The organism is Chryseobacterium culicis, assembly GCF_900108365.1.
In the GTDB taxonomy this organism is placed as follows: Bacteria; Bacteroidota; Bacteroidia; order Flavobacteriales; family Weeksellaceae; genus Chryseobacterium; species Chryseobacterium culicis.
In genome coordinates, this window is the sequence record NZ_FNWQ01000006.1 from 241,391 (window position 1) to 264,843 (window position 23,453).

A 23,453-nucleotide genomic window follows, 5' to 3' on the forward strand; every position below is an offset into this window, starting at 1 on the left:
GTTTTTCCTATTTATTATTTAGGTTTAAATACCTTTAATGATTCAGAATGAAATTCCAGTGTATAGTTATCAATTTCAGGTAAATTATTTTTTGTATTTACAAAAATGATTTTTTCAGGAAAAACATGAATATCATTCATCGTAAAATGATCATCCGAGACCAGAAGTACATCAATCTTTTTATTTACTTCAGAAAGGTCTTTTATATAGTGTATTTTTCTTCTTTTTACCAGATAGCTATGCGCTGCTGTTGCTCTTTTATCATCATTTTTTATCAGAGAAAAAACTCTCCGGCCGGCCTGGTATAAAGTTAATAAAGCATCTTTCTGTCCAAAATCATCCGCTATATGCAGAATGTTGGCTTCTTTTGGAATGTGCTTATTCAGTTCGAAATATACTGATTTATTGGCATTAAAGTCTTTTTTTACATCTTCTACCACATCACCGTCTTTATAAAGATAACTCAGGAATAATTTGTTTTTAAAATAATTTTCATCCTCAATCTCCGCCCTCATTTTTGCAAACTCCTCCCTGAAATAGGCATTAATCTTCTTTGTCCTTTCAGAATAGCTTTGGCCGAAGCTCATATCATCTTTGCTGATTCTGTTTCCTACTTTTACGGTAATGCTTCCGTCATAAATAATAAAATCTCCTTTCGGCAGTACTTCAGCGTTTCCATGAATATAAAGCGGTACAATATCCAGTCCGAACTGTTCAGCAAGATAAAAGGCTCCTTTGTGGAATCTTTTTACATCATTGGTGTAGGAGCGTTCTGCTTCCGGAAAAACGACAAGAGAATATCCCTGTGCAATTTTTTCTTTCAGTTGATCCATTCCGTTTTCAATTCCCTGTGAAACAGGATAAAAGCCTAGTGCCTTAACCAGTTTCCCAAAGACAGGAGAATCATATACCCAGTCATTCACAAGATAGATAATCTTATGGGTGGTCATTGCTATGGCTAATGTATCCAGGAAAGACGTATGGTTGGCAATAATGACAGCCGGCTTACTGAAATCTTCATTTGTATTTTTAATGATCTTCTTCTTTACAAATGGATTAGAATAAAGGACAGAAGTTAAAAATCTGGCTAAAATAAGTTTGATCATATTCAGCGTTTTCCCTTGGGAATTTTTAACGAAGAAGCTTCCGAAGGCTGAAAATAGAAGTCCTCCAACTCCATAATATAAAAATGAAAAGACAGAGTTAAGGAACAGTCTCAAAGTAATAGGAGACAGACCTTTTTTTGCCCGGTTGGTGATGAATAATCTGAACCAGAAAGGGTATAGGGTGGAGGTAATAATAATCACAGAGAACATTCCTATCAGGGCAACTAATGCTAAAGAATGCAGTGCAGGATGCTTGGCAAAGATGAGTGATCCGATAGAAAGAATCGTTGTAAAGACTGCAAGAATAATAGAAGTTCTGTAGGTGGGTAATTCATTTTTTCCTGTAGTGTGTTCTTTTTGCATGGCCTGTGTAAGGAAAATACTGAAATCATCGCCCACTCCAAATACCAATGTGCATACAACGGTACTGAAAATATTCAATTCCAATCCTAAGAAATAAAGAATTCCTGCTGTCACCACTCCGGTTAAAACAATCGGAAACATGGTAAGCACTGTTAATTCAAAATTTCTGAAAAATACAATAATGGTCAGAATAATTGCCAAAAGAGAGTAATTGATCAGCGTGTTGAAATCTCTTTTCAGTAATCCCAGAAAATTTTCGTTCATCTGCTGGCGGTCAATGGCAATCGCGTCATGTTTCTTCTCAATATCTTTAATGAAAGCGTCTCTTTTATTCTCGTCTACTTTTACCACATTCGAGACTGTATAAAAACCATTTTCATTGTTCATGAATTCTGAGATCTGAAGGGCTTTTACTTTTTCATATTCTTTCAGAGTAAGTGAAGAGTAATGTTTAGACAAGACTTCATTGAAGTTATCGAAAGCGCTGCTGTTAAACCCAAATTTATTTCCGTTGCTGATCAGCTCAGAAAGAGTTTGTTTTTTCTTGGTGTCATCCCAGAAGCTGTTCCATTTCTCAATCCTTTTTTGCTGGTCTTTTTCGGAAAGAACAATACTTCCGATGGAGTTGTAGCTTAATATTTTGCCCTCCTTCTTTTCTTTTTCAAGGAAGCTGCTGAGTGCAGAGTTTCGGCTCAGTGCCTGTTCTTCAGAATCACCATAAGAAATGGTATAAATAGATTTTGAAGTGATATCAGAAAGCTTCTGCAGTTTTGCTTCGCTTATTTTCAGTTCTTTTGGAATGTAATTCAGATCACCAATATCTTCATTGAAGCCCACATGCCTGAATCCGAAAAGACAGGCAAGAATTATAACAGAGCATACTATGATGAGCGGTTTGTTTTTCTCATAAGGATAAGATCCGATTTTGTCAATAAAATTGGTATTAAGGTGCTCTCCCTTTTCTTTGGGTTTATAGAGCTGAGGGACAATAATTAAAGCTGAAACTGAAGACAGAATGACTGTAATAGCGGCGAAAAGCCCAAGATCCTTTAAGGCTTCAGAACGTACAAAAACCAGGCATAAGAATGAAACTGCTGTGGTTGCACTACTTAATACGATAGGTTGTGTAATTTCTTTATACAGTTCCTCAATATTATTATTGTGCTTATAATGCGTAAGAATATGCAGGGCATAATCTATTGTAATTCCAATCAGGATAGCCCCTACACTTAATGAAATGGCTGAGATTTTATCTTTGATGAAATAAAGAACCAGTAAGGCAAGCAGTACGGAAAATACGGTGGGCAGAAAAACAATAATCGGAGTAAAGATGTTCCTGAAATAATAGATCAGAAGAAGCAGAAGAACTGTCATAGAAATGACTACCGTATTCTGAATATCTTTTTTGATTTGTTTCGCATTGGCAACAGCAATCACCGGAGAACCGAAATAACTGATTTCTGTTTTTCCATGAAACTGCTTATTAATTTCGTCTTTTACTGTCTGGAGCTGATCTATAAATGCTTCATTGGCCTTCGTATCATTGCTTTTGTTTTTAGGATCAATGAAAAGCAGCAGGTTTTTTCCGTCTTTGGTTACAATATAGCTGTCTTCCAGTTTGAAATCTTTACTGATGTTCAGGGCATTCAGTTTTTTGATGCCTAAAAAAGTAAGCCCCAGCGGATCTTTTTTAATGAATTCCTTTGTAACAAGACTTGTGGGAGAAACCAAAGAGATATAGTTATCCTCTACCTGTCTGGCAATGCTGTCTTTCTGAAGCTTTTGCGCAATTTCCCCGTAATCATTTTCGTTAAGGAATAAAGGTAAATTCTGATTAACAAAATCAAATGTTTCCGATATTTCATGATCATTCACTTTGCCTTGCACTGAACCTATATATTTCTGTAAAGGTTCTATTTTCTTCAAAAATGTATCTGCAGTTTCAGAAAGCTGAAAATGGTCCTCGCTGGATTTGTTTTCTATGATAACAATGATCTTGTCCGAAAAATTAAGCTGTTTTAGCACCTTTGCTGTGAGATCGGATTTTTCATTTTTAGGAATAATCTGATTAATGTCTTCTTCAAAATTGATCTTTGACGCAAAAAAAAGGCATAAAACGGCCATGCCCAATGCTGTGAGTGCCGACAGGATTTTATTTTTGGAAATCAGATAATATAAAAATATAAAAAAGCGATGCATTGCATTTAAATCAAGTCTGCAAATTTAATTTTTTAAGCATTAGATCAAAATAGTTCTAGATAAGTTTTGACTGAAAATCAATAAAATATTCTGTAAAGAATAAAAAAATACTCTACTTTTGCAAAAGTTCCCTTTTAAAAAAATGTATTTTAAATCACAATTATTATTAAAGAATAAGAATCTGTTTTAGATATGTTGAAAAAAAATGATGAAAAAATAAACGGATTTCTATTTGTAATAGTACTTCCGCTGCTGTTGTTTTCCATGTCCTACTATGGATTTGAAACGTCCTATGTTTTATGGATAAAATCAGCAGATAAAGCTCCTGATTTTATATTTGAGTCAGTATATGCCTACAGGGTTATTCCCAATTTTCTCAGTGTGTATGTTACTGAAGCATTCACATTTATAGTAGAAAATCATCTTCCGTTCCTGAAAGACTTTCTTTCGAAAAGCGGTTCTTATTTTTATCACAGTACTTTTATCATTAATGCTTTCTTTTTTATGCTTTCCTGCAGTATGCTGGATAAAATAGTAAAGATGAAGCCCGTAGAGCTTTTGATGAATGTACGGGTGAGAAGACTGGTGCATTTCGCCGCGGTTTTCTTCATGGTTATTGTACAGTATGTTCCAACGAACTGTGATTCTATTGCGGTTTTCTTTTATTTGTGGGGTGTTCTTCTTACCCTCAGATATTTACATGAGAAAAAAAAAGTAAACCTGATCGCCTTATGTGCTGTTGTATTTATTTCAACGTTTGTAAGGGAGACTTCCTGTCTGAACATTGCTTTTTTTGCTGCTGTTTTTCTGGATTGGAGACAATTCAAAAATAAAGAGTACAAATTTGTTAAGGATACAGTCTGTGTAGCCGGTTCTTTCTGTCTTGCTTATATAGGATTAAGAATGACAATTCATCAGGCGGCTTCTTTTATGGAAGGAATTTATATCGTTAAAAACTTCACAAGTCCGTATAATTTGGCAGGGCTGCTTTTTGGTGTGCTCGGTATTTATTTTACTTATCAGCTGTCTTCCGAGGAAAGTTCTCAGTTTATTCTTAAAAAATATTTATTTTTCTCGCTGCCGTATCTTTTTATGATTACTTTAGTAGGGCTTTTTTGGGAAACAAGACTTTTTATGCCACTTATTCTTACGGGGATTGTGGCATCTACACACCAGTTTAAAAATTTCATACCGTAACGATGAGTTTATTACACCCTTATTATATCATTGCAATCATTTATATGGTGATTTTTAGTTTTCACGAAGTATATTCCGGGAAGACTAATAAAACGGCACTTTATATCCTGGCCGCATATCTTGTTATTCTTGCTGGGTTTCGTAATGACGTAGGACCGGATTATGGAAGTTATAAAGGTATTTATATATATTCTGACACCAAAGATTATGTAAGTATTATTCTGGCAGCGCTTTCACTTAAAGGTCCTCAGATCGTTGAGCTGGAATGGCTGTATGTGTTAATTAATAAAATTTTACTCAATGTTTTTAATGCGCCCTTTTATATGCTCACTTTTGTTGTGGCTGCGCTTGTAACGTTTTTTAAGACAAAATTTGCTGAAGAGAATTCATACTATCCTTTTACATTTCTGCTTTTTGTTTTTATTCCCGGATTTTTTATCGGAGAGAGTGGGCAGATACGACAAAATTTAGGATGCTTTATAGCCTATTATGCCATACGATATATTAAACAGCGAAGAGTTTGGATGTATCTTTTCTGGATCTATCTGGCAGCCGGAATTCATAATGTGTGTTATCTTATGATTCCGATGTACTGGATTGCCCGTGTGCCGCTTAATAAGATGTGGATGATTCTCTTTATCTTAGCCTCAATATTCATGTCGCCATTCGAAGTTTATAGATATTTTGGAGATTTTCTAGGTAATATTGCATCAGAAAGTGCTTTGGTAGAGGGTTTTAACGGATATGTGGATGAAAGTGTACAAAGACTAAATGGTGGATTTGGTGTTCCTGAGGCTATGCTGGCTATTTCAACATTTTTCCTTTTTGTGTTTGATACGAAAATGAAAGAAAAATATCCTTACTACGAGTATCACAGAAATTATACCGTCATTGGGATCTGTTTCTATTTTATTTTTAGGAATAACCCTATTTTCTCTTCCAGATTAACAGGAGCTTTTCTTGCGTTCTCTTATATACTGATTCCAAATACAATGTTTGTGGTTTCTGCAGAAATGAGAAAATTAATCCATGCATTCATTATGGCCCTGGTTATTTTTAACTTTGTAGTATTCTCATCTTTTAGAAATATTAAAGCCGGTCGATTTACAATAGAGCTTTACAAGAACCATATTCTTCCTTAGGTATTTTATCTTTATTATTTATGTCTGTTCAGAAAAATAGAATTTTAGTTTTAGATGGTTTAAGAGGACTTGCTATTTTGTTGGTTTTTCTTTTTCATGGGTATTATATTTGGGGTAAAACCTATCCTTTCGGAGATTTATTTAAGGATAATATTCTTGTGAGGTATGGAGACCTTGGGGTTCAGTTGTTCTTTTTAATATCTGGTTTTGTGATTCTTATGTCATTGGAAAAAACGTCCGGTTTCATAAAGTTTATCAAAAACCGCTGGATACGGCTTTTTCCAAGCATGCTTATCTGTTCTCTGATTATTTTTTTTACCGCCGGTTTTTTTTCTGAGAGACCTCTGGGTATTCCGGGTTGGAAATCTTTACTGCCGGGGATTCTGTTTGTTGATGAAGGCTTGCTGGAACGTATTTTTAAAACTGATTTTCCCGTTTTGGAATCTTCATTCTGGTCTTTATATATAGAAGTGAAGTTTTATGCCATTTTCGGAGCATTTTATTATATGTTTAAAAGGAATCTTGCGCTGCTGGGCATTTTTATAATTTATCTGGTTGCTGTTTCCTATCAAATTTTAGAGTTCCACCATCTGCTGCCTGCCGGATTACTTCCGTTTAAAGCATATATTGGAAATTTTGTGTATTTCGGATGGTTTGTGTCTGGAGCTTTGATTTACATTTATTATAATAGCCGGGATAAAAGATACTTATATGCATTTGTAGTGGCTACAATATGTGCCATGTTTTATATGTACAGGCTGCAGGATATGACACGAAATCTCTATCTGATTGTTTTGATTCTCATTTTTCTGGGAGCCCTGTTCTGGAAGCCTATGGAAAAGTTTTTCTCGATGAGGCTTTTCACTTTTGTTGGTTTTGTGAGTTATCCCGTATATCTGCTTCATGAAAACATGATGATTTCGTGGATGCTGAAGATCAATAGGTATGTTCAGATCCCCTATTCGGTTTTACCGGTTATTTCTTTCGCACTGGTCATTCCTGTTGCTTATGTGGTTGCAGAATATCTGGAACCACCTATTCAGAAGAAATTAAAATCTATTCTTAAATAGTAATCATTCATTTTGCCGCCAAACCCTTGTACGGGCTTTCCGAAAGCTTTCTTATCAGAGCGCTTAAATGATGTTTTTATCTCTTGTTAATTTTGAATTATTAAATTGTTATTAATAATATTTTTTTTGGTAGATTGTTGTTCATGTAATTAATTTATGTTGTAATTATTTATATTATGAATTGATATTTTATATCAAAGGCGCAAGAATTGTATTCGCTTTTGTTTAAAATTCAGTCGCATGAAAAAACCGGTATTAAAAAAAATAGCAGCAATTATTTGCTTAGTGTTGGTGTGCATCTTCTCTATCAATGCCATAGAGTTTAAAAAGCAGGAGAATCTGACAGAAAAAAAACGGTTAGCTTCTCAGGATACTATGATTCCCCGAAATTCTGAAACCCCTGCAAAAACAGACATTCAAAGGGTTTATTTTGATGGAAAAGACTGGGCCAAAGCACCTAACAGTTATCTTTTTGATCCCAAACAAAACAGCGAGGGCCTATATATTCCTGTAAGAAAGGCTTATGTTATGTGGAAATATGATCAATTTCTGGGAGGTGTAGGTGTTCCATTAGGAAATGTTACTGCAGATGTTCTTTGGGAAGACAATCCGGGTCTTATAAAATCGGGTTCAGGATATCTTCTGGAGATAACCGGAACCGGTGAAAATGCTAAAATAAAAGTTCCAATCAATAAATCCAAAGAAGGAAATGCGGTAATAGCATTAAAAATAAACAATGAAATTTTCTGGTCCTGGCACGTTTGGGTTACCGATAATCCTGAAAACGGCTCCACCTATAAAAGTTTCCCCGGAGTATCAAGACAAAAAAGCGACGGCACGGTAGAAATGATTCCTGATTCTGAATGGATATGGATGGATAGAAACCTTGGGGCTGTCGGCAGCTCTATCACCGGCACAGAATGGAATAAAAATGGAGGATTGCTCTATCAGTGGGGAAGAAAAGATCCTATTCCGCCTTTGGTTTTAAGAGGAGATGATTTTTATGAAGTCTCCGGATCAGTAGGAAGGGTAAGACACAGAGGAGCCAAGAACTTTACAGGAGCCATCAAAATTGACGATATCAGAAAATTTGTACTGCTCTCCAATGCAGAGGTGAACAGTAATATTAAACTTTCAATAAAAAATCCGCTGAGTCTTATTTATGTTTATAAAAATGATAACTCAGGTCCCGCCTATTACAATAACAATGCTGCGTTAATGGTAAACTGGTTTGGAAGATCAACTACCCTTCCGGATTCAAGGCTTTCAGAACTTAATTTATGGTCGGATAATTCTCAGGGTAAAATTGGAGTAAATTATAATTTAGATAATAATGCAAGACCATATAGAGATAAATCGGCCTACGATCCTTGTCCCAATGGATGGAGAATTCCGTCTATGCTGGTAGCAAATTTAGCTTCGCAGGCATATGTAGATGATATAAGAATAGATTTTTCCCCCTTTGGAGTAAGAACCAATATGGGTAAAAGTACTTTCGAAAACAATAAATACCACGTAATAAAACCTACTGATACCAATACTCCGGCTTATATGCAAGGTTTTAAATTATATGCTAATACAGGATTTGATTTATCCAACGTCGGCGGTTTTAATATGGGAATTTTTCCGGGAACGGGACAGGTAGGATTAACAGTTCACCAGGGGCAGTATACAGACCAGCATCATTCCGCACTCTGGACAGCTACAATGATGAAGCATTTTGACAGCAGTCCGACAGTGGGAGCCAGAGCCCTGTTTATGGTGCCTGATAAAGGACAGCCAGATGTTCCTGATGCTGCACTTCCTTCTGTTAAAGGAAGATATTGGTATATGCCTCTGGCTGGAGGGGAAACTTCCGGAGCCAACGGATGCAGATGTATAAAAGATCCCTTATATCTGGTGAATAACTATGACTTTCCTACAGAATATTTAGAGCCTGCTGCAGAATTTAGAGAAGGATTGAATAATCCAAATACCTATCAGATCGTAAAAAGCGCTACGGCAGCCACGTTGGAAATTCCTGTAAGCAAAGCCTTTTCTGTTCAAAGTGAGATCTTAAATAATAAAGAAATTCTTAACCCGGCAAATTTTAATAATTTAAAAGTAAATGTACTCTGGACCACTAATCCTGAGCTGATCAATAATGTAACGATTCCTGGCGGATCTCCAGGCTCATTGTCCGGAATCGCAACTGCTAAAATTGCTGTTGCTATCAGCCCGAATCAAAGCGGAAATGCCGTAATAACACTGCATAATGGAAATATCACAAATCCTGTATACTGGAGCTGGCATGTATGGGTTACAGATACTCCAATTGGCTCTATTTCATATATTACGGAGGTTCCTAATACTGGGGTGACAAATTATGTTAACTATGTGGAAAAGGGAGCAAGCCCGCTGAAGACAGATTTTATGGATAGAAATCTTGGAAGTACGGAAGCCTTTCCTGCAGTTGCCAATCCACTGACGCCAACCGCTGATGAATTATCGAAAATTAGAAATGCTGCAGGACTTCAGTACCAATGGGGAAGAAAAGACCCGCTCCCTTCTTTACAATATGCGGATGGAACATCTTACAATATATTCTTAGGAAACACCGCTGATAATGGCTCCGTAACTTATACAACACTTACTCCTGCTGCGTATAATAATCTTCAGGGAAGTTATATGGTACCCTTTAATACATATACGAATGCAGCTAACGCCAATGTGACGGCATCTGATAAGATAGCCGATAAAATAGCAAAAGTTTTACTTTTTTCAGTAAGAAACCCACTCGCTTACATGATACCCAGTGCTTTGGCTGCCTATAACAGTTCAGCGCCTTTGTATACCAATGGTACAGACTGGCTTGCCAATGAACCCAACCTTGCTCCGGACAGATGGGGCAGAGGGACTGAAAAATCTCCTTTTGATCCTTGTCCGGAAGGCTGGAGAATTCCGGATCTAACAGGTGTTTCTATTACTTCATATCAGGATTTTGGAATTACTCCATGGTATAAGAAAGATAAAAATGTAGCAACATCCTACACTGTTGCTTCAGATTATTTAGGAACCAGAGTCAGAAACTCTGCCAACACCACGCTGGGATATATGTTCACTAATCCTGCGTATCCCGTAGGAAATTATCCTAACTCGGGATCCAGGGGATTCCGAAGTGTAACTGCCAATCAAACTGCCGTAGGAACTTATAATACAATCAATTTTCTGTATCCCGGAATCTGGACAGGAGCCCTGCTGTCAAATTATATTGGAAGACCCATTAACCTGCTCTTTGATGCCGCTTCTACGAATAATCGTATGATTGCCTTTCATGATAATAATGATCCCTATTTTGGAATGAGCTGCAGATGTGTAAAGATGAAATTTGATGCCAACGGAGAAGAATTGGGGCCAATTCCTAAAGACCAGATCACTTCATTACCTGCATTAAAACCTTCAAATAACTCCGGCACTAATAAAGTAATCGAAACAAAGGATAAAGACAGCAGAATTATTTTAGTACCAAATCCCGTAAAAGATATTCTGTATATAAAAGGAACAGAAGATAAAACATACCGGTATCAGATCTATTCTGTATCTGGCCAGCGGGTACAGGCAGGGAAATTTGAAGACGGTAAAATAAATGTCTCCGGCCTTGTTTCCGGTGAATATATGGTGATCCTTAATAATTCGGAGGCCGTTATTAAAATTATTAAATATTAAATTCGGTCTTTATAGAATATTTATAGATAGGAAAATTAAATTATCAATAAGTATTTGAAAATTCATAATTTTGAGCACACATTCAAGATGATGTATAAAAAAGGAAAGAAAGCAGTCCAACGTTTTCTTTCCCTTTTTTCATAAAAAATTGAGAAAACACTATGAAGATTAGAAAAGTTGTTCAAAATTTTAATATCAAGATTTTTATCTACTTTCTGATAATTATAACAGCCCTTTATACCCTCGCATTTACGTGGATATTCAATCTTAAAGATGACGGATATATCCTTGCCGACTGGCTTATAAACTATCAGGATGGCGGTTTTAAAAGAAGAGGACTATCCGGAAGCTTTTTCTTTATTTTGCAGGATCTTACAGGGATAAGGCTTAACTATATCGTTTATTTTTTTCAGTTTTTAATTATCAGCGGATTTTTTTGGATATATACAAAGTTGGTAAGATATAAGCTGACAGATTTTCTGTACCTGTCGCTTCTGCTCTCCGCTATTGGATTTGTGGGGCTTTTAAATACAGTAACTTATGTAGGGAAAAAAGAATTTATCGTATTTTTTTTATTTGCTTATTTTGTATACTTGCTGGATAATGATAAGCTTTCCCGCACCAAAGAATTCATTTTCTGTCTGCTGCTTTTCGTCAGTACATTATTGCACGAAGTGACACTGTTTTATATTCCCTATTTCGCGATTGCAATGTACGTGAAAACGGGAAAACTGGAGTATAAGAGATATATAAAGTTCTTTGTGGCAGTAGGCGTACCTGCGCTGCTGATCATGCTCTTCGGTAAAAATGTAAATGAAGGCATGTCTCTGGAAATGCTAAATAACAGGGGAGTTCATCCCACCTACGGAATTTTTTACTGGAATATTGACGAAAGACAATACATAAAAGAACATGCTAATGAATACATACTCTATTTTATAAGTTTGGCGATCAGTTTTTTTCACATCGGGTATTATTTAAAATATCTAAATGGGAGAAAGCTTTTATCTATATTGTTAATAGGAGCATTTTTGTTCTCGCTTCCTCTTTTTTACCTTGCCATAGACTGGGGAAGATGGATGTATATCCACATGATGCTTATGATCGTGCTTTTTACCCTGTTATTAAGGAAAGGAGAATCAGTATACGCGTTTGAGCCTATTATTATCAGCCCGAAATTCTATATAACATTAGGCATTATCATCCTTTCATTACTCTATAGAGTCGAGATGTCCGGATACGGTTTTACGTTCGAAGGAATACTCTATAGAGCCTTTGTTGCTCCCCTGGAATTGCTAAATAAAATTTGATTATAAAAAGTATATAAATAAAAAAGGTTTACTTTTGCAAAAATTTTTAGTTAGAATGTCGAAAAATTTAGTAATCGTAGAGTCCCCGGCAAAAGCAAAAACTATTCAGAAATATCTAGGAAAGGATTTTGAAGTGAAATCCAGTTTCGGGCATATCCGGGATCTTCCTAAAAAGGGAATGGGGATAGACCTTGCCACATTCAGTCCTGATTACGAAGTTTCAGCAGACAAAAAGAAACTGGTAACCGAGTTAAAGGCTGCCGTAAAGAAAGCCGACATGGTATGGCTGGCTTCCGATGAGGACCGCGAAGGAGAGGCTATTGCATGGCACCTTGCCGATGAATTAAAATTGAAGCCTGAAAACAGAAAAAGAATTGTTTTTCATGAGATTACCAAAAATGCCATTCTAAAAGCTATCGACAATCCCAGAGATATTGATCAGAACCTAGTGAACGCCCAGCAGGCAAGAAGAGTGCTGGACAGAATCGTAGGTTTTGAAATGTCACCCGTTTTATGGAAAAAGGTAAAACCAGGTCTTTCTGCAGGAAGAGTACAGTCCGTAGCAGTAAGATTAATTGTTGAAAGAGAAAAAGAGATCCGCGAGTTTACGCCTAAGGCAAGTTTTAAGCTGGACGGAATCTTTCTTAATAAAACAGAGCAGGAAATTGCTGCCAAACTGAAAAAAGACTTCGAAAAAGAAGAAGAAGCAGAAAAATTCCTGGAACAGGCTAAAACTACAGAATTTAAAGTTCTGAACGTTGAAACCAAGCCTGGTACACGTTCCGCTTCAGCTCCTTTTACTACTTCTACATTACAGCAGGAAGCTTCATCAAGATTAGGGTATAATGTAACCAACACCATGCGTCTGGCACAAAGACTTTATGAAGAAGGATACATTACCTATATGAGAACAGACTCTGTAAACCTTTCTCAGGAAGCCATTGAAGGAGCAAAAAAACAAATTATTTCAGAATACGGAGCAGAATATTCTTCTCCGAGAAATTATACTACAAAGTCTGCTTCAGCACAGGAAGCTCACGAGGCCATACGTCCTACAGATTTCGGAGTGAAAAATGTGGCTGATGCACAATTAAACAGATTATATCAATTAATCTACAGAAGAACACTGGCTTCTCAGATGGCTAATGCTAAAATTGAAAAGACAGTAATCGAAATAGGAAATACATCATTGCCGCATCATTTTGAAGCACAGGGAGAAGTAATTATCTTCGATGGTTTCCTGAAAGCATACGGTATCGTAAAGACAGAAGATGATGATGAAGAGAACAATGAAAAATTGCTGCCGAAAGTAACCGTAGGAGAAGTATTGAACTACAAAACCATTACGGCTACTGAAAAGTTCACAAGACCAAGTGCAAGATATACAGAAGCCGGACTGGTAAGAAAACTGGAAGAATTAGGAATTGGAAGACCTTCTACGTATGCGCCCACAATTCAGACTATTCAAAATAGAGAATACGTAGATAAGAGAGAAATAGAACCGAATACCCGCGAGGTGATCAAAATGTCTTTAGCAAAAGATAAGATTAAAAAAGTAGTTCTCGAGGAAAAATTCGGAGGAGATAAAAATAAATTTGTTCCCACAGATATTGGTGAAGTAGTGAATGACTTCCTGACAGATAATTTCAGAGAAATTCTGGATTATGGCTTCACGGCGAGAGTGGAGGAAAGCTTTGACGAAATTGCCAGCGGAGACCAGAAGTGGAAAGAAATGATGACGAATTTCTACTCGAAATTCCACCCAAGAATTGAAGATGTAGAAGAAAATGCAGACCGTGCTACCGGTGACAGGTTATTAGGAGTAGATCCGAAAACCGGTAAAAATGTTCATGCAAGAATCGGAAGATTTGGAGCAATGATCCAGATTGGAGAAACAGATGACGAAGAAAAACCGATTTTCGCGTCATTAATGTCTGGGCAGAATATTGCAACCATTACTTTTGAAGAAGCTCTCGAATTATTCAAATTGCCTTTTGATTTAAATGAAGTTGACGGGCAGCCGGTTTCAGTAGGTGTAGGTAGATTTGGCCCGTATGTAAAATGGGGAGAAACGTACATCAGTATCCCGAAAGGTGAAGATCCGCTTTCTGTAGATCAGAAAAGGGCAGAGGAAATCATCAATGAAAAAAAGGTTGCTGATGCTCCTATTGCCACTTATAAAGGAGAACCCGTAACCAAAGGAACCGGAAGATTTGGTCCTTTCATCAAATACAAAGCTATTTTTGTAAATGTTCCTAAGAAATATGATTTTGAAAATCTTTCACAAAGCGATATCAATGAATTAATTGATGCTAAGCTTGAAAAAGAAGCCAACCGATACATCCAGCAATGGGAAAAAGAAAAAATTTCCATTGAAAACGGAAGATGGGGGCCTTTCATCAAATTCGGGAAAGCCATGTTCAAAATTCCAAAGAAAGCAGACGATACAAAATATGAAGCAGATGAATTGAAAGAGCTTTCTTTAGATGAGGTTAAAAAATGGATTACAGATCAGGATCCTAAAGCCTTTGCCGAAAAGAAAAAACCAGCTGCTAAAAAAGCAACTGCCGCAAAGAAAACTGCAACAGCGAAAAAACCGGCTGCAAAGAAACCAGCTGCAAAAAAATAAATTGTATTCAATACCATAGAAAAAGCACAGATGTAGGTCTGTGCTTTTTTCATTTATCATCATTAAAAAATAAAAACGGAAGGTGATAACAGTCGGGTAAATTTCTCTATATGGAGATTTATCTTCGGAAAGGATGATGCTTACTGTGCTCTAAGTATAAATACTGAAATTGAAAAATCCGTACTAAAACTGTGATATTCAGTGTTTTAATTCTGTAGTTTTACATCGTAATATTACAAACGGTGGAGCTCAGAAATCACTTTAAAAACGAGGCGGATTCTGAAAAGCCAAACGAGTAAGAAAACTAAAACTATAAAATCATGGCAGAATTTAATTTTAGCGAAGAAGCTATCTCAAATGCATTAGAAGCAGCAAAAAGATCACACGAAGACAGTCAGGCAAATCGTCGTTCAGCAGGAACAGACTCAGATGTAAGCCTTGCCAGTGCAAACGCTGGCTACCTTCTGGTAACAGCAGAGTGTATCTCAATTACGGTGGAGAACAACAAAGTTTGCATCAACTTACCTTTAGGTTTCGGGAAATACTGTTTCAGTATTCCATTAAGTATTCCTAACGGAACAGCCGGCCAGGCGTGTCTGGCAATTTGTACTACCTGGGGAATTCCAACAGGAGTTAGAGTTACTATTGTTATTGCCGGAATAACAGTGATCAGCCAATCATTCGGGAAGTGCTAATTAGTTAGTACACGAATTAGAATAAAAAGTCCGTCTCATGCCTATATGAGACGGATTTGTTGTTTAAAAATTTGAAATCTGAAATGCCTTTTGGAAAATCGCCCAACCCTTTGCAGAGGCCATTTTTGTGAACAAAGTCTGCTACATTCTACTCAGTTCCCATGTTTTTTGTATGTTTGTTACCTCAAGAAGTTAATCAATTATTACATTTCAAATTAAAATATGGATTTCGAAGACTTTATCATTTCACCAAGAAATTTCAAAACAGAAAGCTGGCAGATAGGAAGTCGGATTACAAAAGATATCAGAGAAGACAGCATTGTTCTTCTGTTTGTGTCAGATTACAGAGGTGCGGGAGGAGATGCTGAAGTTCAGGATTTTACAGCAGTAAGAAAAGAGTTTTATAAACTTTCGCAAATGGATTTTGAAATTCCTGTAGTGGATCTTGGAGATCTGGTCTCCGGGAAATCCGTTCAGGATACCCATTATATTTTGCAGGAAGTCTTATCGGCATGCCATTATAAAAGAGCCATTCCGGTGATCATCGGCGGTTCCAATGATTTTGCCTTTTCATTATTTTCCGCATTGAATTTCCATCAGAAAAATAGCAATTATACCCAGATCAGTAATATTATCTCGCTTCAACAGGGAGAAACCATTAATGAGCATACTTTTTTAAGCAAAATTTTCGGAGCTAAGAATTTCTCCATTAAAAATTATCATCATCTGGGCTATCAGAAACATTTGAATGAAATGGATTCTGTAAGGCTGATTAAAGAGGTGGAATTTGATATCATCCGCCTTGCTGAAATGATGAATTCTACAGAAAAAACAGAGCCATTCTTCCGAAAAGCAGATCTGGTTACCGTAAATTGTGATGCTGTGGAAAGTTTCAGTGAGCCTTTTTCTATGAATCCACAGGTGAATGGGCTTAACCGAAGGGAAATCTGTGCTTATATGAAAGAAATCGGATTAAGCGAAAATCTGAAGTCTGTAGGTATTTTCAATTATAATATTTACTCGGAAAACCAGTTGAACCACCAGCTTTTAGCTCAGATGCTGTGGTATCTCATTGAAGGTATTAATATCCAGCATTCACATCCCAAAGAAAGACATTACGAGCTGTTCTATGTTTTGATAGACGACAGGCAATATGCATTCAAGCGTGATACTTTCAGCAATTTGTGGTATTTTGGAGATGACGAAAATATAGAAAACTGCATTCCCTGTTCCAGAAAAGATTTTGATGAAGCTAAAAAGGGCTGGCTGAATGCAAGACTCACGAAAATTTAATGTATGACAAATGTTCCCTCAAAAGTATCTGTTATTGTTCCCGTTTACAATGTCGAAAATTATTTGACAAAGTGCCTTGATTCACTGGTGAAGCAGAGCCTCTCTGATATTGAGATTATTGTAGTGAATGATGGAAGCAAAGATCATTCTGAAAAAATAATTAGAGAATTTGCACAAAAATATCCCGAAAAGATAAAAGCTTTCACCAAAGAAAACGGTGGCTTAAGCGATGCCCGGAATTTTGGGATAGACAAAGCTGCCGGGGATTATATTGGCTTTGTAGATAGTGATGACTATGTTACCGAGACCATGTTTGAAGAAATGGTTCATTTGGCGGAAAAGCATCAGGCAAAAATGGTGATCTGTAATATTCAGAAAGTGGATGAGAAAGGAAGAATTGTTCAAAAATTGACACAGCTTCCCAATTTGCCGGAGAAAATAGAGCTTAGTAGAAATCTTTCTATTTTCTCAGATATAAGCTATTTTGCATGCAATAAACTGTTCAAAAAAGAACTTTTTTTTCAGAGAAGATTTAAGAAAGGAATTCATTTTGAAGACATTCAGCTTATTCCCCAGCTCTTGCTGGAATGTGAAACTATTGCTCAGACTCAGAATTTTCATTATCAGTATCTTGAACGCTCTGATTCTATCACAAAAACCCATACAGAAAAGGGTTTAGACATATTGAAGGCCGTTGCAGATGTAGAAAAAGTCTTCAGTGAATCCCCATATTCCGACAAAAAAAAGGAACTGAAAAACTTCCAGATATTTGAAGGAGTTTATTCATTTTTGGCCTATTTGGCTTTTGTAAAAGAAGAAAAAATATTCTATAATATGTCAGATCAATTAAATCTTTTCATGAAAGAAAGACAAATAAAAAATCAAGATATATTACGATATAGTCGTTTTGGTAAGAATTATATTTTATCTTTGCCGTTGAAGAAAAAAATTTTTTATCTGTTGTTTTTTGCAGGTCAAAAAAAGCTGATAAGAAAATTAATTTAGTAAACACAAATGTAAAGTGCTGTTGTTTCGGGCAATAGAAAATAATGATGAAGTTCTTGCTAAGTGCTGCATTATAATTTTTTATTGGGAGACACGAGTGCTGAATAAGAAAAAGAATGAAAAATTTTGAATTGTTCTTAAGCGGATCGGGAATACCTATTTTCTACATAAAAATAGGATTAGGCTTTGTATTCTCCTTTTTAATAACATTTTTCTCCATTCCTACCATTGTCAAGATTTCAAGAAGAAAGAATCTGATGGATGAGCCTGGAATCAGAAGTTCCCATCTTAGAGAAATTCCCAACCTTGGCGGAATCGCCATCTTTTATTCAATAGGAATCTGTGCCTCTATTTTTGCATATGAGCTCTTTGATCTGTATAAGTTTTTATTTGCCTCACTTATTATTCTGCTCTATGTGGGAGTTATGGATGATATTGTGGTGATGAGGGCTTACAAGAAACTGGTTGCCCAGGTGATGGTATCAATGCTTGTCGTAATTGGCTCGGATATCAGAATCCGAAGTTTATTCGGGATATTTGGAATATTTGAATTAAACTATATTATAAGTGTTCTTTTCAGTATCATAACCTTTATTATCCTGATTAATGCCTTCAATCTGATTGATGGGATAGACGGACTGGCAGGCGGATATTCAATTATTTGCAGCGCATGCTTTGGAATAAGCTATTACCGTCTGGGAGAATATAACTATCCGCTGGTTGTATTGTCTGTGATCATTATCGGAACTGTGCTGGCATTTTTATATTACAACCTGTCGAATTACCGTACCCGCAAAATATTTATGGGAGATACAGGATCTATGCTGCTTGGCTTTTTGCTGGCGTTTACTTCTATCTGCTTTATAGATATTTTTATTGATAAAAATCTTGCAGATGTGCCAAGATATCATCTTCAGTCTGCACCCGTGATCGCAGTTGCCATCCTGATTCTACCTATTGTAGATACCTTAAATGTGATTTTTATAAGGCTTTATCATAAGAAGTCACCATTTGATGCAGATAAGAATCATATTCACCATAAATTGCTGAAACTGAACCTCACTCATAGAAGATCTACCTTTTATATTATCCTTTATTATGTCATGATTGTTGGGATCGCTTATTATTTGAGACATATTAATGTAAATTTACTATTATTGGTGATTCTATCTCTAGGATTTTTAGGCGCTTACCTGCCTGATTTATTATATCGATTAAAAAATAAAAAAATTAACAATTAAATATTACTTTTGTAAACAATATATTATATATGATGAAGAATTTTAAATATTTATTTTTAATATTCCCTTTTTTACTTAGCTCATGTATCACCACAAAGGATGTAAGGTACCTGCAGCCTAGTGAGAGTCTGGTTATCAATGAGGAAGGACTTGTTCCTTATAACATTCCTATCTACAGAATTACTAAGAATGATATCCTTAATTTAAATATTGTGACAACTCCAAAGGGAGATGCTGCACAATTTTACTCTTCTTACAACACCTCAGGAGGCATGAACAACGCAGGAACTACAAATTCTGCAGCATCCACCGGAGGTGGTGCGTCCTCCGGAACAAGAGGCGGAAACATGAATTTTTATTTTAATGGATTGAGAGTTGACTCCAATGGAGACATTAATGTTTTCGGAATCGGATATATAAAAGCTGAAGGACGAACACTTGATGAAATTACGAAAGAAATACAGGAGAAGGTCAATGAAAATTTTCAGGAAGGAAAGTCTGAAGTGCGCCTGAACACAGACGGTATTACGTATTATATTCTTGGAGATGTAGAAACAACCGGACTTTCAGGAGAAAAAGTAGCTCATAAAAATACACTTACTATTACTGAAGCATTAGCGATCAATGGCGGGCTGAACAGAACTATTGATAAAAAAGAAGTTGTTATCCACAGAAAACTCCCTGAAGGAGTAAAAATTGCCAAAATTGATCTAACCCGTGAAGACCTGATGAATTCTCCTTTTTATTATGTACAGAATGGAGATGAGATCTATCTCAATACAAGAGCGAAAAGCTTGAACGGATTCGGAAAAGATCCTATTCAGACTCTTACTACAGGAGTTTCAGTAATTACTACTGCGTTGTCTATTTATTTACTTCTAAAAAATCTTTAATCATGATCCCTGGAAAAGACACGCAAGCAGAGAAAAACGATGTTCAGAAAGAGAAATTCGGCTCTTTTGCATTGTTTGATATAGAGCATTTTTTAAGAAGAATTCTTAGAAACTGGTATTGGTTTGTCCTTATGCTATTTCTTGGGTACGCTATTTCTTGGGTGTACCGTAAATATTATGCACAGAATATATATTCTTCCAATTTATCTTTAAGTATATCCAACAATACCTCAAGTTATTTTACGCCTAACCAATCCATCAATTTTATCTGGGGGCAGGGAGGAAATCAGGATGGAATTTATTTGAAGAAAATGCTGCTTTCCCGATCACATAACGAATTTTTGGTTAAAGAACTCAATCTTTTTATCAATTATTCTACAAAAGGATCAATCAAATCTACCTATTTGGATAAAGATGACTCGCCGGTTTCTCTTGAAATTGATAAAAAACATCTTCAGCAGATTAATTATCCAATCACCTTATTGCCAAAAAGTAATGGAACTTATGAAGTAGTGCTGCCTGAAGAAGGGCAGTCTACCAACTTATATAGTTACGAAACAGAAGGATTTCAGAATATCAATAATTATGCAAGGCCATCTAATAAAATCATTAAGGTTAATGAATGGTATACCTCTCCAAATCTGAGATTTAAACTGGTACAGAATCCTAATGCCACTAAAATGGCGCTTGATAATATTATTGTTAGTTTAAATTCTGTTAACCAAACAGTAAATGATATTGTTTCTACCATAGGTGTGGAATTTGATAAGGAGATCGGTACCATTATGATTATCAGCAAAAGTGGTTATAATCTAAACAGTACTGTGAACTTCCTGAATAAGTCAGTGAATGAATTACAGAAAAAAAGACTCGAAGATAAAAATATTGTTAATAAGAACACAGAAGTCTATTTGCAGGGAAATCTTGATAATATCCGTAAAAAGCTTGATTCCAGCGCTGCTGTACTAAACTATTTAAAAACATCTGAAAAGCTTTATAATATAAAAGACAGTGACGAAAGGTCTTTAGCCAAAATAAAAGATCTTGAAACGAAAAAAGCTGATATTGTAAGCAAACTAAGTTCACTGAACAATATCAGAAATACCATTCAATCGCAGAATTTTGACAAAATGATTGCCACCAATGCGGCCGGTTTTGAAGATGGTTTCTTTACTGCTACCGTGAGTGAGCTTAAAGCTCTGTATGCAAAAAGACAAGAGATGGCTTCCATCTACAAGCCTAATTCTGAACCCATGAAGGAGATCAACAGGCTCATCAGCGAAGCAAAACTGGGCTCCAATAACAGCTTAAAGAATTATTATACCAAATATTATGATGAGATCAGCAAAATTGATCGTGAAATAGCCAATGCCGATTCGGATTTAGCCACTTTTCCTGAAAAAGAAAGAAAATATCTGGATGCAGAAAGGGGGTATAACATGATTGAGTCTACGTATAACAGCCTGTTATCAAGACAAAATGAAACACAGATGAACGTGGCAACCAATAAATCTGATATCACAGTTATTGACCCCGCAAAAAATCTGGGACAGGGCCCGATTGGTCCTAATGTAAAACTGACAAAAATGCTCATCATTTCAGGTTTACTGCTGCTGCCATTTTTATTTATTCTGATTGGTGAAGTGCTTGATAGTAAAATAAGAAATATCAAAGAGCTGCTGAGCGCTACGAAAATTCCACTTCTTGGAGTTATCGGAAACAATAGCAATGAAAATATGCTTACTGTTCTGGAGCAGCCGAAATCATCCGTATCAGAAGCTTTCAGAGGAGTGAGAGCCAATATGAGATTTCTGATGGATAATGAAACCGAGAAAGGAAAAGTTATCCTGATCACATCATCCATCGGAGGGGAAGGAAAAACTTATGTTTCCATCAACCTGGCATCTGTAATAGGATTGAGTGATAAAAAAACAATCTTATTAGGGATGGACCTTAGAAAACCAAAAATCTTCGGAGATTTCAAGATTGATAATAAATATGGTATTTCAAATTATCTTACAGGAGAAGTAGGTATTGATCAGATTCTCAACAAAACAAAAATCCCGAATCTGGATGTTGCTACTTCAGGACCTATCCCGCCCAATCCTTCCGAGCTTCTAATGAGCCAGAGAAATATCAGATTTATAGAAGAACTGAAAGAAAAATACGATTTTATTATTATAGATTCGCCACCCGTAGGTCTTGTGGCAGATTCATATGAACTTATGAAGCATTCTGATGCCAACATCTATGTCGTACGTCACGAATACACAGAAAAATATATGCTGAAAATGATTACGGAAAAGTATCATAATGGCGAAATTGATAATCTTGGACTTGTTTATAATGATTATAATACAAAACAGGGCTATGGTTATGGCTACGGTTACGGCTACGGCTATGGTTACGGCTATGGATATTTTGATGAAGATAAAAATTATAAAGAGCCTTTATTGATCAGAATAAGAAATAAAGTACAGGTATTATTTAATAAAAAATAAAGCATTAAACCTCCATTTAATGGGGGTTTTTTCATATTTAGGGTATTTTCATTCTATGAAAAAAAGAATATTTTTGCCACTTTGCCGTTTACTTTATAACAAATTATGTTTTTTTGTTTATTTTTAACTAAACATTAAGATTATCATTAATATAAAAATGTTTTATATTTGCAAAAATTAAATTTTAAAATAACCATAAATCCATATTCTTTTATGAATAAAAAATTATTGTTTAGCTTCCTTGCCTTCCTTGGAGTGGTAAGTGTTAAAGCACAAAGAAACGAATTGGGAGTTCGTCTAGGTATGAGTAACCTAGTGGGAGATGTAGGAAGGACAAATTATATTTTACAAAAGCCGTTGGATTTAAGCAGAACGTCAGATTGGGGCATCCCATTTTATGGTGGTATATTATACAGATTTAATTTTAACCCGCATCAGACTGTTAGATTGGATTTAGGATATAACCAGATTCAGTTTAGTGACAAAGCGGCAAAAGAAGATTATAGAAGAAATAGAAATTCATACGGTAAAAATAACGTATACGAAGCGAGTTTAATGTTTGAATATAACTTTTTTCCGGTAAATAACGAGCAGATCAGCATGCTGAGCCCATACATCTTTGGTGGTGTTGGTGCCTTGATGTTTGATGCTCCTAAAGCAACTCTTATCAATGACTTCAGAAGAGATGCAGATGGCGTAGCACAGGCTCCAATCAATGAATTGGATTTTACCACGACTACAGAGTATTCATTGGGAAAAAAGGTAACCGTGCATATTCCTTTCGGGGTAGGTTTGAAGTATAAATTCAACCACACCTGGGCAATATTTGCAGAAGCTACATTCAGATATACATTAACGGATCAGTTGGATCACAGCAAGATCCTTTCCAAAGATGTAAAAACTTCTTATAATGCTGATATTCTGGATCCTGCCACGGGCGGTTCATTATTGCAGTCAGGAAATTACTACGCGGTTTCTAAAGAAAGAGAAGCAGAGTTTATTAATAAGAGAAATATCGGAGATGGAAGATCCAAAGACTGGATGAATACTTTCAGTTTAGGACTTACGTATTCGTTCGGAAGACCTCCGTGTTATTGTGAATAA

At 36.0% G+C, this 23,453-nt stretch carries 14 protein-coding genes; 13 read left to right on the forward strand and 1 reads right to left on the reverse strand.

The window, feature by feature from the left end; all coding sequences use genetic code 11:
- Positions 1 to 14: 14 nt before the first annotated feature.
- Positions 15 to 3,668, reverse strand: coding sequence for an MMPL family transporter (locus tag BLW74_RS19315; protein ID WP_089695178.1), 3,654 nt, complete (start codon positions 3,666 to 3,668; stop codon positions 15 to 17).
- Positions 3,669 to 3,860: 192 nt separating this feature from the next.
- Between BLW74_RS19315 and BLW74_RS19320 the strand changes: the two genes are divergently transcribed.
- The 13 genes from BLW74_RS19320 to porG all read left to right on the forward strand — a co-directional run bounded on the left by BLW74_RS19320 (position 3,861) and on the right by porG (position 23,453).
- Positions 3,861 to 4,865, forward strand: a complete 1,005-nt coding sequence (locus tag BLW74_RS19320; RefSeq protein ID WP_089695182.1) for a hypothetical protein — start codon at positions 3,861 to 3,863, stop codon at positions 4,863 to 4,865.
- Positions 4,866 to 4,867: 2 nt separating this feature from the next.
- Positions 4,868 to 6,007: an EpsG family protein gene (locus tag BLW74_RS19325; RefSeq protein ID WP_089695184.1), complete on the forward strand. Its 1,140-nt coding sequence runs from the start codon at positions 4,868 to 4,870 to the stop codon at positions 6,005 to 6,007.
- A 20-nt stretch (positions 6,008 to 6,027) separates the two neighbouring features.
- Positions 6,028 to 7,077 (forward strand): acyltransferase family protein, encoded by a 1,050-nt coding sequence (locus tag BLW74_RS19330; protein ID WP_089695187.1) that lies wholly within the window; start codon positions 6,028 to 6,030, stop codon positions 7,075 to 7,077.
- 240 nt (positions 7,078 to 7,317) lie between these two features.
- A complete protein-coding gene (locus BLW74_RS19335; protein ID WP_089695190.1) occupies positions 7,318 to 10,782 on the forward strand; it encodes a T9SS type A sorting domain-containing protein in 3,465 nt (1,154 codons plus the stop codon).
- Between the two features lie 161 nt (positions 10,783 to 10,943).
- Positions 10,944 to 12,092, forward strand: coding sequence for a hypothetical protein (locus BLW74_RS19340; RefSeq protein WP_089695194.1), 1,149 nt, complete (start codon positions 10,944 to 10,946; stop codon positions 12,090 to 12,092).
- A gap of 55 nt (positions 12,093 to 12,147) precedes the next feature.
- The gene (gene topA / locus BLW74_RS19345) at positions 12,148 to 14,721 is read left to right on the forward strand and encodes a type I DNA topoisomerase (RefSeq protein WP_089695198.1); all 2,574 of its coding nucleotides are present in this window, start codon (positions 12,148 to 12,150) and stop codon (positions 14,719 to 14,721) included.
- Between the two features lie 320 nt (positions 14,722 to 15,041).
- Complete coding sequence (locus BLW74_RS19350; protein WP_089695202.1) at positions 15,042 to 15,416, forward strand: hypothetical protein; 375 nt, start codon at positions 15,042 to 15,044, stop codon at positions 15,414 to 15,416.
- Positions 15,417 to 15,638: 222 nt separating this feature from the next.
- Positions 15,639 to 16,709, forward strand: a complete 1,071-nt coding sequence (locus BLW74_RS19355) for a formimidoylglutamase (protein WP_089695205.1) — start codon at positions 15,639 to 15,641, stop codon at positions 16,707 to 16,709.
- A gap of 3 nt (positions 16,710 to 16,712) precedes the next feature.
- Positions 16,713 to 17,714 (forward strand): glycosyltransferase family 2 protein, encoded by a 1,002-nt coding sequence (locus tag BLW74_RS19360; RefSeq protein ID WP_089695207.1) that lies wholly within the window; start codon positions 16,713 to 16,715, stop codon positions 17,712 to 17,714.
- 116 nt (positions 17,715 to 17,830) lie between these two features.
- A complete protein-coding gene (locus BLW74_RS19365) occupies positions 17,831 to 18,955 on the forward strand; it encodes a glycosyltransferase family 4 protein (RefSeq protein WP_089695210.1) in 1,125 nt (374 codons plus the stop codon).
- 29 nt (positions 18,956 to 18,984) lie between these two features.
- Positions 18,985 to 19,848 (forward strand): polysaccharide biosynthesis/export family protein, encoded by an 864-nt coding sequence (locus BLW74_RS19370; protein WP_089695213.1) that lies wholly within the window; start codon positions 18,985 to 18,987, stop codon positions 19,846 to 19,848.
- A 2-nt stretch (positions 19,849 to 19,850) separates the two neighbouring features.
- On the forward strand, positions 19,851 to 22,349 hold the full coding sequence (locus BLW74_RS19375) for an exopolysaccharide transport family protein (RefSeq protein WP_089695217.1): 2,499 nt from the start codon (positions 19,851 to 19,853) through the stop codon (positions 22,347 to 22,349).
- A gap of 213 nt (positions 22,350 to 22,562) precedes the next feature.
- A complete protein-coding gene (gene porG, locus BLW74_RS19380; RefSeq protein WP_089695221.1) occupies positions 22,563 to 23,453 on the forward strand; it encodes a type IX secretion system protein PorG in 891 nt (296 codons plus the stop codon).

Coding starts and splice junctions, on each gene's coding strand:
- BLW74_RS19350 (WP_089695202.1), top strand. CDS start 15,042: ATGGCAGAATTTAATTTTAGCGAAGAAGCTATCTCAAATGCATTAGAA.
- BLW74_RS19370 (WP_089695213.1), top strand. CDS start 18,985: ATGATGAAGAATTTTAAATATTTATTTTTAATATTCCCTTTTTTACTT.
- BLW74_RS19360 (WP_089695207.1), top strand. CDS start 16,713: ATGACAAATGTTCCCTCAAAAGTATCTGTTATTGTTCCCGTTTACAAT.
- BLW74_RS19355 (WP_089695205.1), top strand. CDS start 15,639: ATGGATTTCGAAGACTTTATCATTTCACCAAGAAATTTCAAAACAGAA.
- BLW74_RS19320 (WP_089695182.1), top strand. CDS start 3,861: ATGTTGAAAAAAAATGATGAAAAAATAAACGGATTTCTATTTGTAATA.
- BLW74_RS19335 (WP_089695190.1), top strand. CDS start 7,318: ATGAAAAAACCGGTATTAAAAAAAATAGCAGCAATTATTTGCTTAGTG.
- BLW74_RS19315 (WP_089695178.1), bottom strand. CDS start 3,668: ATGCATCGCTTTTTTATATTTTTATATTATCTGATTTCCAAAAATAAA.
- topA (WP_089695198.1), top strand. CDS start 12,148: ATGTCGAAAAATTTAGTAATCGTAGAGTCCCCGGCAAAAGCAAAAACT.
- BLW74_RS19325 (WP_089695184.1), top strand. CDS start 4,868: ATGAGTTTATTACACCCTTATTATATCATTGCAATCATTTATATGGTG.
- BLW74_RS19365 (WP_089695210.1), top strand. CDS start 17,831: ATGAAAAATTTTGAATTGTTCTTAAGCGGATCGGGAATACCTATTTTC.
- BLW74_RS19340 (WP_089695194.1), top strand. CDS start 10,944: ATGAAGATTAGAAAAGTTGTTCAAAATTTTAATATCAAGATTTTTATC.
- BLW74_RS19330 (WP_089695187.1), top strand. CDS start 6,028: ATGTCTGTTCAGAAAAATAGAATTTTAGTTTTAGATGGTTTAAGAGGA.
- BLW74_RS19375 (WP_089695217.1), top strand. CDS start 19,851: ATGATCCCTGGAAAAGACACGCAAGCAGAGAAAAACGATGTTCAGAAA.
- porG (WP_089695221.1), top strand. CDS start 22,563: ATGAATAAAAAATTATTGTTTAGCTTCCTTGCCTTCCTTGGAGTGGTA.